We start from the raw sequence: 15464 nt of genomic DNA on the forward strand, positions 1-15464 counted from the left end.
GAAGGCGGTCCCCAAAATTTCAGCTTTCTATAGGGCAAAGGGGTTAAAGAGGAGCAAAGAGACTCGTATTCTTTTGCATAAGTGTCAAAAGGTGCATAAGGATTTTTACAAATAGAATTGTATATGTTTCAAAAATGAATATACTTTATGAAATTTCGTAACATAAAATCGCGCAATCAGAAGTAGACGAGCTGATCCTGAGAAGGTCGTCTGATATACAAGGAACTACGGGGACCATGACGCAAGCATTCATTTGTGATTATATCCGCACGCCTATTGGCCGCTTCGGTGGCGCTCTTTCTACCGTACGGGCAGACGATCTCGCAGCTATTCCGTTGAAAGCACTTATGGAGCGCAACAGTTCTGTTGATTGGGAAGCCATTGATGATGTGATCTTGGGCAATGCCAATCAGGCAGGTGAGGACAATCGCAATGTGGCCCGTATGGCCGTATTGTTGTCTGGAATGCCGCAGTCTGTTCCCGGTACAACAGTCAATCGTCTCTGTGGCTCTGGGATGGATGCCATCATGATGTGCGCCCGTGCCATAAAGGCGGGAGAAGCTGAGATCATGATCGCAGGAGGTGCAGAATCCATGTCACGCGCTCCTTTTGTCATGCCAAAAGCAACAAGCGCCTTCTCTCGCAATGCTGAGATCTACGACACCACGATTGGTTGGCGCTTTGTAAACAAGCTGATGAAGAAGCAGTTCGGGATCGATTCCATGCCTGAGACCGCAGAGAATGTTGCAGAAGATTTTGCAGTTTCGCGCGAAGATCAGGATGCATTTGCAGGGCGTTCCCAAGACAAGGCAATCAAAGCTCAGGAATCAGGTCGTTTTGCCGAAGAAATCACTTCGGTCACCATACCTCAGCGTAAAGGAGATCCTGTTGTCGTAGAGCATGATGAGCATATCCGTCGTGGAACAACGGTGGAAGGGTTGGCAAAATTGAAAGCACCATTTCGCGAGGGGGGGACTGTTACCGCCGGTAATGCGTCCGGCGTTAATGATGGCGCTGCAGGCCTGATCATTGCATCAGAACAGGCCGTTGAGAAGTATGGGTTAAAGCCGATAGCGAGAATTCTGGGCGGAGCGACTGCTGGTTTGGCTCCACGTATCATGGGGTTTGGCCCGGCACCAGCTTCGAAAAAACTCATGGCCCGCTTGGAACTGACAATTGATGATTTCGATGTCATCGAGTTGAATGAAGCCTTCGCCTCTCAAGGCTTGGCCGTGATGCGTGATCTGGGACTGCCGGATGACGCAGAGCAGGTCAACCCCAATGGAGGAGCCATCGCGTTGGGGCACCCCCTTGGAATGTCAGGGGCCCGGATTACAGGCACAGCCGCTCTGCAATTGCGTAAGAATGGCGGAAAACGGGCGTTGGCAACGATGTGTATCGGTGTGGGGCAGGGGATTGCGATTGCTATCGAAGCAGTCTAGTCAATCATTTCCTGCATTTTCCGCATTATACTTTCGGATTATCCACAAGATTTTCCTGTATTGCAAAAACATAAAACATCCCATTTGATCAAAAAAAAGGGGTGTTTTTTCTATTTTACCTCCTAAATTTTGTAAAATTTCTTGCTTTATACTAAAATCTGTAAAGTTAAGTAGTAATACGCATTAGTATAGTTAATGTGGTTATTGCAAAGCTGCATGAGTTGGATTAACAAGGCCCGACCATTGAGGTGACAGGGTCGGGTTTAAGATGTGGCTAGATTAAACCCGCCTCGGGAAATGGTACTTTTCTCAGAGTCAGTGCTATCAGGTTTTTTACTGATTTTTGCATGATATGTTGATAATGATGAAAAGACAGGTGCTATCCTTATTTCCTGTTAGGTCAATGGGTTGGCTTGGTTTCAAAAAGACACAGCATTTGATACCAAACCCGAATGTAGGCAATCAAGTATCATTGAAGTGAAACCAAATTTTGCGATCTAGTCGTGTTCTTTCCCGTGAGAAGAAGAATACGAGAACGTATAATTGGTATGGTTGTCTAAACTTTTACTCTCAGAGCTTTACCGAGTTCAATGGGGTAGGAAATCGCTCTCTAACAGGCTTGTGTCCTCCTTACGGCCTGTAGATGAGAGCAACGAAGCGTCCAGATGCGTTTGCGGCACGTCCCCCACTAGATGCCGCAATGCACACCCTTTGGGTGGAAAGTCTGGCGTAGGGCGAATAGCCCGTTTGGCGATTCTGAAACCAGTTTTCGCCAGCTGGCCGTCGTTGTCCCCGCAGCGGCGGCCAGCCCATGGGGACAATATTGTTCATTATTGCCTATTATTTGAAATAATATTTGGTTCTTGAACACTAGAGCGTGTGTATTTGGGTGTGAAACGGGACAATCTTGTGAATTCACACAGATACTATATCTAACGCTTGCATTTTTAACCATGTTGTCTGCTATAGTCATATCATTGGAGACATGGGTTTCTTAATCATGTGTCCTAGATCTGAGCAGACGAGTAAGCCTGAAATTGCAGGTGAATTTGCCTTGACGATAGAAGAGATATGCTGGTCAACACAATTCTGATCAGCAAAGATCGCCGGTCCGGTTAGGCGAGCTGATGGTGGGGACCTGTCAGTTTTGGGGATTGCTTTTGTGGGGGTCGCAAAAGCATCTATCATGATTTCATGAGACAGCAAGGTAGTCCGTCAGCTTTGACGGATTTACCTTTGTTTGTTATCGGCTGAAGCAAATATTCCCTCCATATATTCAGTTGGAAGCCAATGCTTGAAGCGGCATTCAAAAAGCGCCAGTGACAACTCCGGCGCTTGAGCGATGAATATGGAAGGCTTACGCCTAGAATGCTTGTGAGACATTCAGTTTGGCGAGAAGAGCCTCAGACTGAAACTGTTGGAGCTTCGGGCATTCATAGTCGCCTTGCTTGCCGCTATTGAATGCTTTGTCACGCGTGCTGTGATAGGCATTTCCAAGCTTGGCCCGGGTCGCTTCGTCCATATGATGTTTGTCTGCGACCTCAATTACCACCTCCTTAAGTGGAATCGCTGCATCGTGATGGCCGCAGAAGAGGCCAATACCAGTCAGTTGGCCAAGCTTTTCAATGGCATTCATGCGCTCTGGAGTGAGAATATTGCCAGCCAAAGCATTGGATGAGCTAACTGTCATTACCAATATGGTCGCGATTAGAAGGTTGGATCCGCGAGGTTTCATGACGTTTATCCTTGTCATTGCAAATCAGGAAAGATTTAGCTGCCCTAAAGGCAGAAATATACGAATCAGAGTGTGTCTACAGGTCTTGCTGTACCTGGTTTGATCAAGCTTTGTCCGATGTAAATGAGGCCCAGAATCGAAATGTTCATTACGAGGGCATAAATTGAAGCGGGAACCATCAGCGCACTATTGCCAAGCAGTAGCTGGCAAATGACCAAGGCCAAGGCGACATTTTGCAACCCACATTCTACGGCGATTGTGATCGCTTCCGAAGCGGTTAGAGAGAAGAATCTCGACATTATCAGGGCAGAACCAATGGATAGACAATTCAACAAGATCACGGCAGGTCCGACGACTGACCAATGGCTGGATATTGATCCCCATTCCGTCACAAAAGATGTGACGACAATAGCGCCAAAGATAGCGGATGCCACAAAACGAGCTTGTCTGACGATCCGTCCCGAAAAATCGGGGAAGAAATGCCGAATGGTCATTCCCAGAGCAAGAGGTAAGGCAGAAATCACAAGAACACCAATCACCATACGTCCAAAGGGAAGGGCAAAGAGGGATTGAGTTGATTGCTCACCAAGAGATGGCTCTGCGATTGCCAAGAGTGTTATGGACAAAACAACGGGGATAGTCACAAAGGCCAGCATGTTCGTCAGCACGGTCAGGGAAACAGACAGCGCCACCTTGCCGCGAGCAAGAACAGAAAGAAAATTTGATGTGATCCCTCCCGGTGCTGCAGCCAAAACCACAAGGCCTATCGCATACACGGGATCAAGTTTTAGAACCAGGCCAATGCTCAACGCCAGCATTGGCAAGATCAGAACTTGTGCGATAAGTCCTGCGGAGACGGCTGACATGTGCTTGCGCAAGGCTCGAAAGTCTTGCATCTGTACCGACAGGCCGACAGTAATCATGATGATTGCCAGCCCCAAAGGAATAAGGGGAGTGTTCACGTTTGGACCTTTTTGCTCACCTCACCAGCTCTTCAACGGGAGGCAAAAGAACTGCGACGTTAAGCCTTAGCATCGGTGACCGGAGGGTGTTCGAGCCTTAACAAAAGTCAAGGCTGAGGCTTGCTTGCAGTTTTACCAAAATAAGAAGTGTCAAAGAATGACTGCAATCATTTTTGGCGAGCAATCAGAAAGTTACGAGGGTATTTTCTGATCTGCCTATCAGACAATTCTTTCTGCGACCCCGTGCAGGCAAAACCATGGTCCATACTTCCAACTTCTTACGTTCACTGTCGAAAAAATGGACGAGGCATGTTGTGCTGTCAGGTGTGGTGGCAAGCATGGTGTTGACCGGAATGCAACCGACCCAATCTGTATCTCCAGCAATGGCAGCCCCTCAGCTGATCCTGGGATCTGGCAATGTCGATAGCGACAAGCCACGCCGTCCATTCATGCTGGAAACCGGGATGGGGGAGACGTTCGGTGATCAGGATTTGTTGGGCAAGTTCACCCTGATTTATTTCGGTTATACGTTCTGCCCTGATGTTTGCCCGACATCCATGATGACCATGACGGACATTCTCAATCAGTTAGGGGATGATGCCAAAGTCATCACGCCCATCTTCATCTCTGTTGATCCAGATCGCGATACTCTGGCTATCTTGCGCGATTATGCGAATGCATTTCACCCAAAGATCATCGGTATGACCGGGCCAAAAGTAATGGTCGATGCTGCGGTCGATGCCTACAACGCCCGATACAAGTTCATTCCAAGCGAAGATGGAGATCCGATGGGGTATTCGGTCGACCATACGGCTTCCATCGCCTTTGTCGGTCCCAATGGTCGCATTGTGACCCGCTTCGGTCATGGTAAACCGCTTGATGAAATCCTCTTCGAGATCAAGGCAACGCTTTCCCAGCATCAGAAACTGGTCAAGATTTTAAAAGAAAAAGCCAAATAGTATGAAATTTGCGAGCCGGATCGAAGGACGGATATGATGGTTCAAACCAAACCAAATACAGGTTTCAAAGCCCTGATAGCCTGCGGTGCAATTATCATGACTTCTGCCTGTGCAAGTGCGGCAGATTGCGCGAATCCTGCACCCAATGACGATTTGACGGTGTGCACAGAGTTGAAAGGCAAGGTCTTTTCCAATTGTGATCTGTCCGGCGCGAAATTTACTGGCATGGATTTACGCAATACGCGTTTTGAGAAATGCAAACTGGATGGGGCAGATTTCTCGGCGGCTACTCTGAAATGGGCATCCTTCAAGCATAGTTCGCTTGTTGGTGCCAATTTCACCAAAGCTGATCTGTTTCACACCAACATGAATGAAACGGATATTTCCAAAGGCATCTTCATCAAGGCATTCATGTTCGGCACCAATCTTAATTTTGCAAAGGCACGTGACGTAACGTTTGATACGGCCAATATGAAAGACATCAATATGGAAGAGACTGATTTCTCGGGGTCGACTTTCAAAGATGCTTATATGCTGCGTGCAGTCTCTTATCAGGTCAATTTCACTGACGCGAAACTGGATGGGGCAGTACTGACAGGTGCTACCTTCGAGGAAGGCAATTTTACGCGCACCAGTATGGTCGGCGTCAATCTTGACGGAGCAAGTCTTGAAGGCTCCAGGTTTGACAAGGCAATTCTAAAGGGTGCAACATTTAAGAATGCTGTATTGGACGATGTTGTCTGGCAAGATGTCGTTGAGCCACCAGCACATCTCAAACTGCCTTAAATTGTCCGGCAATACTTATTGATAGGATCCAATATGAGAGAGATAATCACCACTCGTCGTCAAACCCTGGCCGGGCTATTGGCATCCTGTGCAGGATTGGCCATCGGCTTTGGGCCACAAGAGGCACAAGCATCCAGCATCATCAGTCCGTTGAAAAAAATGATCGAAGGGTCGACCGCCTATCAGAGCGATAAGGTGATTGAACTGATCAACGAGAAGGGCGAGGAAAGCACACTGGATAGCTATCAGGGGCGCTTTGTGCTCGTTAATGTCTGGGCCACATGGTGTTTCTCTTGCCGTCAGGAAATGCCGGATCTGGACGCCTTGCAAGGCAAGTTCGACCCAGAAAAGCTACTTGTCATGCCAATTTCAGTGGATCGCAAAGGTATCGATGCTGTCATGCCATTCTATGATCGCACCAATATCAAACATCTGCCAATTTTTCTTGGTTCAGGCATGCAGGCCATAACCACATTTGGTGAGCGCGGTATTCCGTTTTCCATTTTGCTGGATCCTGAAGGCAAAGAGTTTGGTCGTATCCTGGGGCCGGTCAAATGGGACGCCGAGGATTTTATCGCCTATCTGCAGGATAAAATAGATCATTGGAAGCCTGCTTGAAAAAGACCTTTTAGCTATATCAGACGAAAAAAGGCTCGTTGTGAGCCTTTTTAATGCTTGAGTGATTGACTTATAGGCTAGAGCCTATTCCCGAAAAGTGTGTGCGGTTTTCGGACAAGAATATGCTCGGAAATAATAGCTTGGGCATTTTGAATGACCGGGTATTCATTCAAAATGCTCTAGACGAGATCTCCCGATCGCATGCGCCAGAAGCCAAGAGCAGCAAAGATCAGGCCCAAGGCGCTTGGGTAGGCCAGTGCCCAGAAAACATAGCCTTGTGATCCGAAATTGTCCAAAATCAGGAAGGCTGCAGGGCCAAGCAGAACCAGCTGTGGGTCAAAAAGGATCATGGCGGCCGTACGGAAGGTTTGCAATGGATTGGCAAGTGCAATCGCAAGCACGAAGTCCGGATCAAAATTTTCTCGGATCAAAACACCAATCAAGATCAGATCAAGGAATGCGACCAGCAAGAGCCAGGTGAGTAGCGACAGGCCAAGTGCAAATTCTGTGCTCTTGGCGATAGAAGAGAGGAAGAAGGCAAAGCCAAGAAAGCAAAGAGAGAGTGAGACTACCAAGCCGCTATAATAAGCAATCTCCATATAGGGTAAGGCATGGCCTTTGATCAGACTGAAACCAGCAGCGATGACCAGAGCGATACCAATTGGCACCACCACCACGAACAAGCGGCCCAGCAACTTGCCCCAATACCAGTCGGATAGTTTGATCGGGAAGGAAAGGAGATATTCCAGCGTACCAGCCTCACGATCTCCCACCAGAGAACGCACGGTGGTAACCAGAACGAACAAAGGCAAAATGGCCATGGTGAGCTGAATGAAAGTCACCAGCAGGCGTGACAAGCCGGTAAAGCCCAGAACACGTGATTCGGTGATGCCCATGGAGATGAGAAGGACCATCAGGCCGGTAAAGACCAACGAGTAGATATGGAACCAGCGCGAGCGCATGGCTTCTTTCAAATCCAGACCAGCACTGAGCATCAAGCCGGAACGAGCTTTGGCAGACATAGTGTCGTCCTTTTGTTTTTATTCTTCTTCGATGTCTTCGAGTGGGATTTCACAACGCGCTGACAGACCTTGAGCCAAAATGAGTTTCTTCATCTTGGCAAAGCCAAAGGCGCCATCGCGATTATCCTTGATAGCCGCGATGCCGTAATCCATTGGGGTGAGGGCTCCAGCGACATAATAGGATTTCTTGGCATCCAGCCAGTCTTTGGCTGTTTCGCTGTTCATCACCCAGATTTCTGTCTCTGGCTCATCTTTCCAGCTTCGGGTCTCCAGCCAATGTATGGCGTCACCAATGTCATCAAACTTGTAGAGCTTGCGTTTTGGTCCACCGCGTACTTCGGTCGCATACATGGGATCAGAAATAATCATGCGGCAAATCTCGCACATATCCCGACCATATTTGATGGGTTCCGGACCGGTAGTCTGTTTCTGACACGCCGATAGGCCCAATGAGACGGCGACGGTCAAACCAATGAGGATGGAACGGATCATGCCCCCACTCCTGTCAAAATCAACTGGTGTAAGCCTAAGGGTTTTTGCGCAATGCAAACTTGCCCTTGGTCAAACGTGACCATGAAAGATTAGTCTTCGCCCAGGTTTTCAAAACTGATGTCCGAAAGCAGACCACCATAACGAGAGAGGGTGGACAGAAAGCGGATCATATCTCCCCCTGCTACCTGGCCGCTAGCACTCAAGCCATTGCTGGCAATGGAAAAATCCCATTCGGACAAGGTCTTGGACAGGGCCTCGCTTGGCACCGCCAGTTTCAGCGTGCAAAGACGGCGATCTCCTTCTTTCAAACGGTCGGAGATACGATCATCCAGCACGATCTTGCCCTGGTCCATCTCGATGACTCGATTGACCAAGGACGCAATCTCTTCCAGTCGATGACTGGCGATCAGCATCGCGCGGTCCTTGTGTTGGGCAAGAAGGTCGAGAAATGCAGAGCGGGCGGCGGGGTCGAGGTTTGCAGAAGGTTCGTCGAAAATGAACAATTTCGCCGGGCGAGCCAATGCAATGGAAATCAGTAATTTTTGTTTCTGACCGCCTGAAAGTCTGTTGAACGGAATAGACATCAGGATCGCCAGTTCCAATCCCAGCTTGTCGGCAATGTCCCAGATCTTGTCTTTGTCCGCCTTGCCAGAGGCGCAGGAGAATTTGATCAGATCAGCAACAGGCATCTTCAGAGGAGGAGGAAGCTGGGGCACAAAGGCGATGGCTTCCAGCATGGAGCGGTTATGGGTGGAAACCTTCTCTCCTGCCAAAAGGATATCTCCCTTATGGCGATAGTGGCCAAGCAGACAGCGGATAAGGGTTGTCTTGCCTGCACCATTCGAGCCAATTAGTGCAATGCGATCATCTGATGCGATATCCACATCAAGCGACTGCAGCACAGGACGGCGAACAAAGGTTTTTTCCAACGCGCTTATTTGGATAAGTGGACCGGTCATTGGGTTACCTTTTAAGTTAGTGGGCATCTTCGGCCAGCCAAAGCTCGCCGAAGTGTTCAGTGATCAGAGCAGGGAGTCGGAGCCACGAATGTGGAACTTCAACGCCCCTGTCGGACAGGCATCAAGGCACATACCGCAACGCGTGCAGTCAGCGCCCATATAGTGGAATTCCTGATCGGCAAAACCGAGCTTGGTAGGTTCCAGAACATGCGGCACCATGCAGACATCGCGGCATTCGCCTTCATGCAAACATTTGGTGGAATCATATTTGATCTGAACCGGCGAGAGAGCTCCGGCAAAGCCATAGGTCAGGCCAATCGGACAGACATATCGGCACCAGAAACGGCGAGAATAAAAAATCTCTATCAGCAGCAAAATACCCACAATGACAAGGGCAAAGCTTGCTCCATAGGTGAAGGCACGGGACAGAATGCCAACTGGAGATATATATTCAAACACCGTGTAGCCAGTGACAAAGGCCAATATGGCAAAGATGAAATACAACACCGTACGCATACGGCGGTCAAACGTGTGATCCTTGACCAGACCTTTCGCGGCAAGCTTCATATGTATCATCTCTGCAATCTCAGCCAGCAGATGATAAGGGCAGGCCCAGGCGCAGAAGGTACGCCCCCCAAGCAGCCACCAACCAAATAGAACAGTTGCCGTACCAATCAGCAAATTGACGACGATATGCTTGTAAGCCAGCATCACTTGCAAAGCAGAGTTCAGGTCCGCCATATGGAAGCCGACAACGCGAGAGCCGGTAAGAGCTCCTTCAATCAGTTGAATATCGAGCCAGAAAGACAAAACGAACAACAGATTGACGATGATGACCGAGGCCCAGCGACGTTTCAGCCATTTGGTGCCTGGTTTGAACCAGACTTTCTCTTCCTTGATCAGGCGAATGCGTTCTTGCACTGCTTCCTTGGTTTTCTTGCCTTTGAAAATCTCAAGAGCTTTGGGTGAAAATTGATCACGGGCAGGCCTCGCTGCGTCTTTGCCAAGCATCAAGAGAATGGAATGGACAATCTTGCTCATGCTGCCGTCTCCATTGATACTTCGGGTTCAATGATGATCACTGCCGGTTCGACCGGGCACATCATTTCGCAAGTGCCACAGCCCACACAGCTTTTATGAATGATTGGTTCGCGACGCTTGTCCCCTGGATCACTGGAGATAGGTTCGAGTGAAATTGCCCCTTCAATCGGGCATTCCCGAACGCAGAGATCGCAAAGCTCCAGATCATAGTCATGATCCGCGATCTTGATGGGCGTCCAACGATCAATTTCCTCGTAACGTAGCAGGCCTTCAAAATCAGGACCGCGCGCAGTACCACTGAAACCAAGCCCTTGCATGGCAAGGCAATTTTCAGGCTCCACCAGCTTGGCAAAGCCCATCGTGACTTCTTCTTTCTTGGTAATGACATGGTCCAATGCGCCAGTCGGGCAGGCCAGAATGCACTGGGTAGCGTCACAGGAGAAATCACAGGCCTGAGTACGGGCATCAATATAGGGCACTCCAATGCCCATACCCTCATCGACATCAGCGAGTTTGATGGCCTCTACCGGACAGACCTGCACACATTGGCCGCATTTGATGCAAGCTGCCAGAAAGGCATCTTCATCAATGGCACCAGGTGGACGCAAACGCTCTTTCAAGCGTTTGAGAACAGGATAAACACCGCTCAAGGCTGCTGCCAGAATGACAGAGCCAAAGCCGATGGAGCGCAGGAACCGACGGCGTGCTTCCCTCTGCCGTTCGGACATCTTGCGCTTCTTGGGAGGCGTAGCCTTTGCGGGAGCTGCGCTATTATCGGATGGTGGGTCCATATCTGCGTTCGCCGGGGGAGGCGATGCATTGTTAGTCTTTGACTGGTCGGATGTCATTGACTTTGCCTCGCTTTTAGCAGGAGTTGCAGGGCAGTTGAGGGAGGAGAGTGAACAACCTTTGGCGCCGGTCCCGCCTCAGCTCGTTTGGTCTCTGCCTCATTCTCAAAATCCCCTTCCGGTTCTGGATGGATGGTATTGGTCTTCAATTCCACCGGGTCCAGACCGGCAATCCGCTCCATCATGGGCTGTTGGTCGCGGATAAGATGTTTTGGTTCGGAGAAAGGAGCCAGTCTTTCAATGAAGTCGAGTGCTTCCAGGCCAGGGGAGCCGCGGAAGAAGGAGATGGGCATGATGTCCATCCAAAGACGGTCGGCATAACTCCAGAGATCAAAGGGGGATTCGCCTTTTCCATCTTTGTTTTTGTCGAAACCTTCATAGGAATCCCAATGATTGCTATCCCAAAGGTGTCGCCTGGCGGAGCCACCACCGCGCACAACGATTTGGGTGAAATTGGAAGCAAAGTCATTATGGACGATGCGATTGCCTTTCCAATCACTGTGGAATTGTACGCCGATACCATTGAAGGAGATATTGTTGTCCGAGATCAGGTTCTCGCTATCAGGCTGATAAGGAGAGACATCAAGATACAGTCCTACGGAATTGCCCAGCACATCATTTCCCGCAATGATGACATCTGAGGTTTCCTTGAAGCCAATACCCATTCCGGATGAGCCGGAGCTCTCAATAATCTTGTTGTTGAGCACTTTGATACCGTCGGAATACATCAGAAAGATGCCAACGGTATTGTTGCGAATGTCATTCTTCTCGACCAGGTTATACTGGCTGTACATGAAGTGAATGCCATATCGACCGCGTCGGATCTTGTTGCCTGCAATACGGTTATTCTTGGAATACCAGACCACCACATCACGACTGTCGGTGATAATGTTGTTCAGGATCTTGTTCTCGGTCGAATACCAAAGGCGGATTGCGTCGCCTCGCAAGGGTAGATCGACATCACGGCTGTTGATCTTGTTGTTTTTGACGATGTTGTTGTTGGATTGCTGGATATCAAAACCGAACAATACATTTTCCATCGTCAGGTTTTTGAGAATATTGAAATCGCCGCGTACCTGAATTCCGCTATCCAACTCATTATGTAGCCGGCCGGAATTACGTAGGATCATGTCCTGAACTGTCGCTCCAGTGGTCTTGACCAGAAGGACTGTTCCTTTGCCCTCAGCATCCAGTATCACACCATTGGAACCATCAAAGGTAATGGCGTTCGTGATGGTAAAATTACCTTTATAGATGCCAGCAGGCGGGATGATGGTCTCACCTGGCTTTGCTGCATCAATGGTAGCCTGCAGATCATATGATGCAGATGCTGTGGTGGACGCCGAAGACAGGGCTATCCATAGGCAAAACAGGGACATGATTTTGGCAAGATTATGCATTTTCTGGACCGTTTTTCGCACACTCATTCATGAGTGATCTGAAAGAAAAATGCTGATAGAGCATCAAGTTGGCTCTAGTGTCTAAAAAGGTTGGTCAAGTTTCCTTGACCAACCTCATTTTTTAGGGTTTTACGCAGTTTTATGCCTGCTTGATGGTTGGGCCCGCAGAAACAGAAGCCTCAACTTTGGGAGCTGCCGCATCCTTGCGGATTTTGCGGCGGATCAAGCCAGCCAGAGCTAGCAATACAAAGCTCGCCATCATCAAACCAAAACCGATATGCGGATAGGAGTGGGTGGTAAACTGTGCCACTTTGCCATCACCGAATACAGTTGGCATGAATGGCTTCAAAGTGAAGGCGCCCATGGTGGAAAGGCTATGACCATACCACCACAACCAACCGGCATATTCGACGATGAAGGCGAATGGAACAATAGCCGGGATGATGACCAGCAACCAGAACCAAGGCTTGTCTTCACGCCAGGAAAGGGCGGTGAGCACGACCATTGCCAGAATAATGATAACAAACAATGCCTGAGCCACCCATGTCATGGTAGCAACCAGTGGGTCATTACGAGCGGGATCCATGAACCAGCGACCAAGGCTCTTCTCATAATGCCAAAGCATTGCCTGCATACCAGACGCATTCCATTCGACGCGTTCTGATGCCGGCAATTTGGATTGATCGTTATTGTAAACTGTTGCAAGTTTGGTGATTAAGGAAGCACGATCCAACTCGGTTGCTGGAGCATCGGGCACAGCTGTAATGCCTTGAGCTTCTTGCTGTTTGGCATAGACCTCTGCCATTTCCTCACGAAGGCGTTTGACCAGCGGATGCAGCTCCTCCTCTTCATCCGTCTCCTCATCGCCCTGACCTAACGAGACCACCATACCGGTAATATAGCCTTTGGAATGCAACATCAGTCCGTCCTTGGCATACATGACATGCCCCATCCAGACTGCAACCGTACCAAAGCCTAGAACCAGAACAACCATGCGTGACTTTCGCCCAGGAGCAGCAAATCCAAGCAGCATCACGACCAAAAGACCGATCATGAAGGGAGAGAAAGCTTTTTCGACCGGACCACCAGAGGCAATTGGGAACATACCCACAAAGTGGTTGATCGTATCCATTTCGTGGACACAATCCAGCGCTTCCTTCTCGTCAACCTCGGTGGATTGACGTAAGGCGCAGCCATTGCGAACACTATCAATGTGGAAGTGGATTTTTACACCATCCGGGAAGGTCTGTTTGGGATAGTTGACTGCTTCGAGAGACACCCACCAAAGGGGAGCAAAGAAATAGCCAATCACGCAAACCAGACCGGCCAAGGTCAATATACGATAGATCCAGACCCGTTTGTCTTTGTTTTCATCAATCACGGGGTGGTTGGCAGTATCAGACATGGGGTGAACGCCTTGTCGTTGGAAGATGCCCCATGGGTCTATGCGTAGAACAAACAAGCCCAGGCAGCTTCACTGTGAACCGGGGAGACGCATCAGGCACGAAGCAAGAAGCGTGCGTCTTGAGGATTGGGGCACCCCAACGTGTCCCAATCCAGTCATTTGGGTGTTACCAGTCAAAATCTGGGTTCACCCAGTCAGGATCGGCCAGTTTTTCTTTTGGTGGCGTCAGACGGGATACGTAATCCATCACGGCAACCATATCCTTGTCGGAGAAGCCTTCGATCTGCTTGACCATGTCAGGGTTGGCGTTACGGCGCTTGCCATCACGGATCCACTCGAACTGACGCAGCAAATAATTGTAATGCTGGCCTTGAATCAGAGGGTAGAATTTATCTGGCTTGCCTTCGCCACGCTCGCCATGACAACGAACACAATTGTCTTTGTAGAGTTTTTCGCCCAACTCCAGATCTTTGCCTGGTCCTTTGCCGTTATTCGGGTTCATCGGCAGTTTTTCGATATAGGCAGCAACGTCTGCCAGAGCCTGTGCACCACCGATTTCACGAGGCAGAGCAAAAGGATACATGGTTGGGTTGTCACGGTTCTTGGCACGAATATCAGCAAGCTGCTTGATGGTTACAACTGCATGCTGACCAGCCAATTGAGGGAAAGTACCGTCTTCCAGACCCCAACCATTGAGCTGGTGACAGGCAGAGCAAACTTCGTAAGTCTCAATGCCACCTTCATGATTAGGTTTGAGGTGCAGGGCTTCGTCCTGCTCTTCGTTGCCCTCGTTCCAGCCACCTGCGGCATAAGCAGCACCGGACAGCATGAGAGCTGTGCAACCAACTGCTAGAAATTTCATATACATTTTCATAATTGACTCCAATAGTCAGGTCCGTGGATCAGGACGCGGGCCTGTTCTGGTCTGGGTCCGCGTCTTGAATTCTTCTATTTCTTCTTCTTTGCTTTACGCTCGACCGTGGACAGATAGTCGGCGATCGCTACGATCTGTTCATCCTTGGCGCGTTTGATTACGCCATACATCAGCTTGGATTTGCCATTCACACGCACTTTTTCACGCATGTCGGTCATCTGATTGATCAAATAGGCTTTCTTCTGGCCAGCAATGATTGGATAAGCTTTGTTTGAGGCTTTGGTGCCGTCCTTGCTATGGCAGGCTTTGCAACCGAGCTTTTTGTAAGCTTTCTTGCCCGCGGCAATTTGCTCTTCAGAGACAGGCTCTTCTGGTGGGCGCAGTTTCGCAGGAGGTAACTCGCTCAGCCATGCTGCCAGATCCTTGATCTCATCCTTGTTCACCAGATGCATGATGTCCGCCATACCTTTGGTACGCGGATGACCAGTCTCTTCCTCGACACTGGCAACACGCTTGCCAGACTGGATGTCCAGCATTTGCTGTGTCAGATATTTGGCATTCTGGCCTGCGAGGTTTGGATAATCGCGAATTGCTTTGGCCCCATTGCGGCCATGACAGGCCATGCAGGATTTGGTCCGGTAAATTCTGGAGCGTGGGTCGCGCTTTCTCTTCTTCTTTTTTTCGACTTTTTTCTCGGCCGTCGCAGCCTGTGCATTTGTCTCGGTTGTCGAGACAGGCATGGCGATTACAGCTGCAAGGGCAGCTACGCTCAAACCTTTCAACAAAGTAGGAATAAAAGTTCGCATGTCTGGTCACTCCTCATCGAACCCTTTTCGCCCTGGACCTTGAAGCTGGCTTTTTCGAGTTCTTACCAATTGGCGTCTTTAATAAGTAATTGCCATGCCGGTTATGGGCTGGCCT

General features: G+C 49.4%; 15 protein-coding genes. 4 read left to right on the forward strand and 11 right to left on the reverse strand.

The genetic code is table 11. From position 1 onward, the window contains the following. The first annotated feature begins 236 nt into the window (after positions 1-236). Positions 237-1442 carry a 3-oxoadipyl-CoA thiolase gene (gene pcaF, locus CRO57_RS03470; RefSeq protein ID WP_097151993.1) on the forward strand — a complete coding sequence of 402 codons (1206 nt, stop codon included), beginning with the start codon at positions 237-239 and terminating at the stop codon, positions 1440-1442. Between the two features lie 1363 nt (positions 1443-2805). Here the strand turns inward: pcaF and CRO57_RS03475 are convergent. Together CRO57_RS03475 and CRO57_RS03480 are read right to left on the reverse strand one after the other, a co-directional pair. Then, on the reverse strand, positions 2806-3177 hold the full coding sequence (locus CRO57_RS03475; protein WP_097151994.1) for a hypothetical protein: 372 nt from the start codon (positions 3175-3177) through the stop codon (positions 2806-2808). A 65-nt stretch (positions 3178-3242) separates the two neighbouring features. Beyond that, positions 3243-4139, reverse strand: a complete 897-nt coding sequence (locus CRO57_RS03480; protein WP_141401173.1) for a bile acid:sodium symporter family protein — start codon at positions 4137-4139, stop codon at positions 3243-3245. A gap of 257 nt (positions 4140-4396) precedes the next feature. Between CRO57_RS03480 and CRO57_RS03485 the strand changes: the two genes are divergently transcribed. Genes CRO57_RS03485 through CRO57_RS03495 form a run of 3 tightly spaced genes read left to right on the forward strand, consistent with a single transcriptional unit; the run spans position 4397 to position 6502 of the window. Then, positions 4397-5098 carry an SCO family protein gene (locus CRO57_RS03485; RefSeq protein ID WP_097151996.1) on the forward strand — a complete coding sequence of 234 codons (702 nt, stop codon included), beginning with the start codon at positions 4397-4399 and terminating at the stop codon, positions 5096-5098. Positions 5099-5131: 33 nt separating this feature from the next. Further along, positions 5132-5884: a pentapeptide repeat-containing protein gene (locus CRO57_RS03490; RefSeq protein WP_097151997.1), complete on the forward strand. Its 753-nt coding sequence runs from the start codon at positions 5132-5134 to the stop codon at positions 5882-5884. Positions 5885-5917: 33 nt separating this feature from the next. Next, positions 5918-6502, forward strand: a complete 585-nt coding sequence (locus CRO57_RS03495; RefSeq protein ID WP_097151998.1) for a TlpA disulfide reductase family protein — start codon at positions 5918-5920, stop codon at positions 6500-6502. A gap of 179 nt (positions 6503-6681) precedes the next feature. On the opposite strand, the gene CRO57_RS03500 is transcribed toward CRO57_RS03495, so the two are convergent. From CRO57_RS03500 to CRO57_RS03540, 9 genes are all read right to left on the reverse strand, one after another. Further along, positions 6682-7524: an ABC transporter permease gene (locus CRO57_RS03500; protein ID WP_097151999.1), complete on the reverse strand. Its 843-nt coding sequence runs from the start codon at positions 7522-7524 to the stop codon at positions 6682-6684. A gap of 18 nt (positions 7525-7542) precedes the next feature. Then, entirely contained in the window at positions 7543-8016 is a 474-nt protein-coding gene (locus tag CRO57_RS03505; RefSeq protein WP_097152000.1) for a hypothetical protein, read from the reverse strand. 89 nt (positions 8017-8105) lie between these two features. Next, positions 8106-8975 (reverse strand): ATP-binding cassette domain-containing protein, encoded by an 870-nt coding sequence (locus CRO57_RS03510; RefSeq protein ID WP_097152001.1) that lies wholly within the window; start codon positions 8973-8975, stop codon positions 8106-8108. A 63-nt stretch (positions 8976-9038) separates the two neighbouring features. After that, positions 9039-10016 carry a NapH/MauN family ferredoxin-type protein gene (locus tag CRO57_RS03515; RefSeq protein WP_097152002.1) on the reverse strand — a complete coding sequence of 326 codons (978 nt, stop codon included), beginning with the start codon at positions 10014-10016 and terminating at the stop codon, positions 9039-9041. Further along, complete coding sequence (locus CRO57_RS03520) at positions 10013-10807, reverse strand: 4Fe-4S dicluster domain-containing protein (protein ID WP_097153172.1); 795 nt, start codon at positions 10805-10807, stop codon at positions 10013-10015. The genes CRO57_RS03515 and CRO57_RS03520 overlap by 4 nt, the downstream gene beginning before the upstream one ends. A 53-nt stretch (positions 10808-10860) precedes the next feature. Continuing rightward, positions 10861-12264: a nitrous oxide reductase family maturation protein NosD gene (gene nosD, locus CRO57_RS03525; RefSeq protein WP_170955934.1), complete on the reverse strand. Its 1404-nt coding sequence runs from the start codon at positions 12262-12264 to the stop codon at positions 10861-10863. Between the two features lie 139 nt (positions 12265-12403). Beyond that, positions 12404-13669, reverse strand: a complete 1266-nt coding sequence (locus CRO57_RS03530; RefSeq protein ID WP_097152004.1) for a hypothetical protein — start codon at positions 13667-13669, stop codon at positions 12404-12406. A gap of 166 nt (positions 13670-13835) precedes the next feature. Then, positions 13836-14531 carry a c-type cytochrome gene (locus CRO57_RS03535; RefSeq protein WP_210200740.1) on the reverse strand — a complete coding sequence of 232 codons (696 nt, stop codon included), beginning with the start codon at positions 14529-14531 and terminating at the stop codon, positions 13836-13838. An 86-nt stretch (positions 14532-14617) separates the two neighbouring features. After that, positions 14618-15349 carry a c-type cytochrome gene (locus tag CRO57_RS03540; protein ID WP_097152006.1) on the reverse strand — a complete coding sequence of 244 codons (732 nt, stop codon included), beginning with the start codon at positions 15347-15349 and terminating at the stop codon, positions 14618-14620. Between the last annotated feature and the right edge of the window lie 115 nt (positions 15350-15464).

Source organism: Cohaesibacter gelatinilyticus (assembly GCF_900215605.1).
Taxonomy (GTDB): domain Bacteria; phylum Pseudomonadota; class Alphaproteobacteria; order Rhizobiales; family Cohaesibacteraceae; genus Cohaesibacter; species Cohaesibacter gelatinilyticus.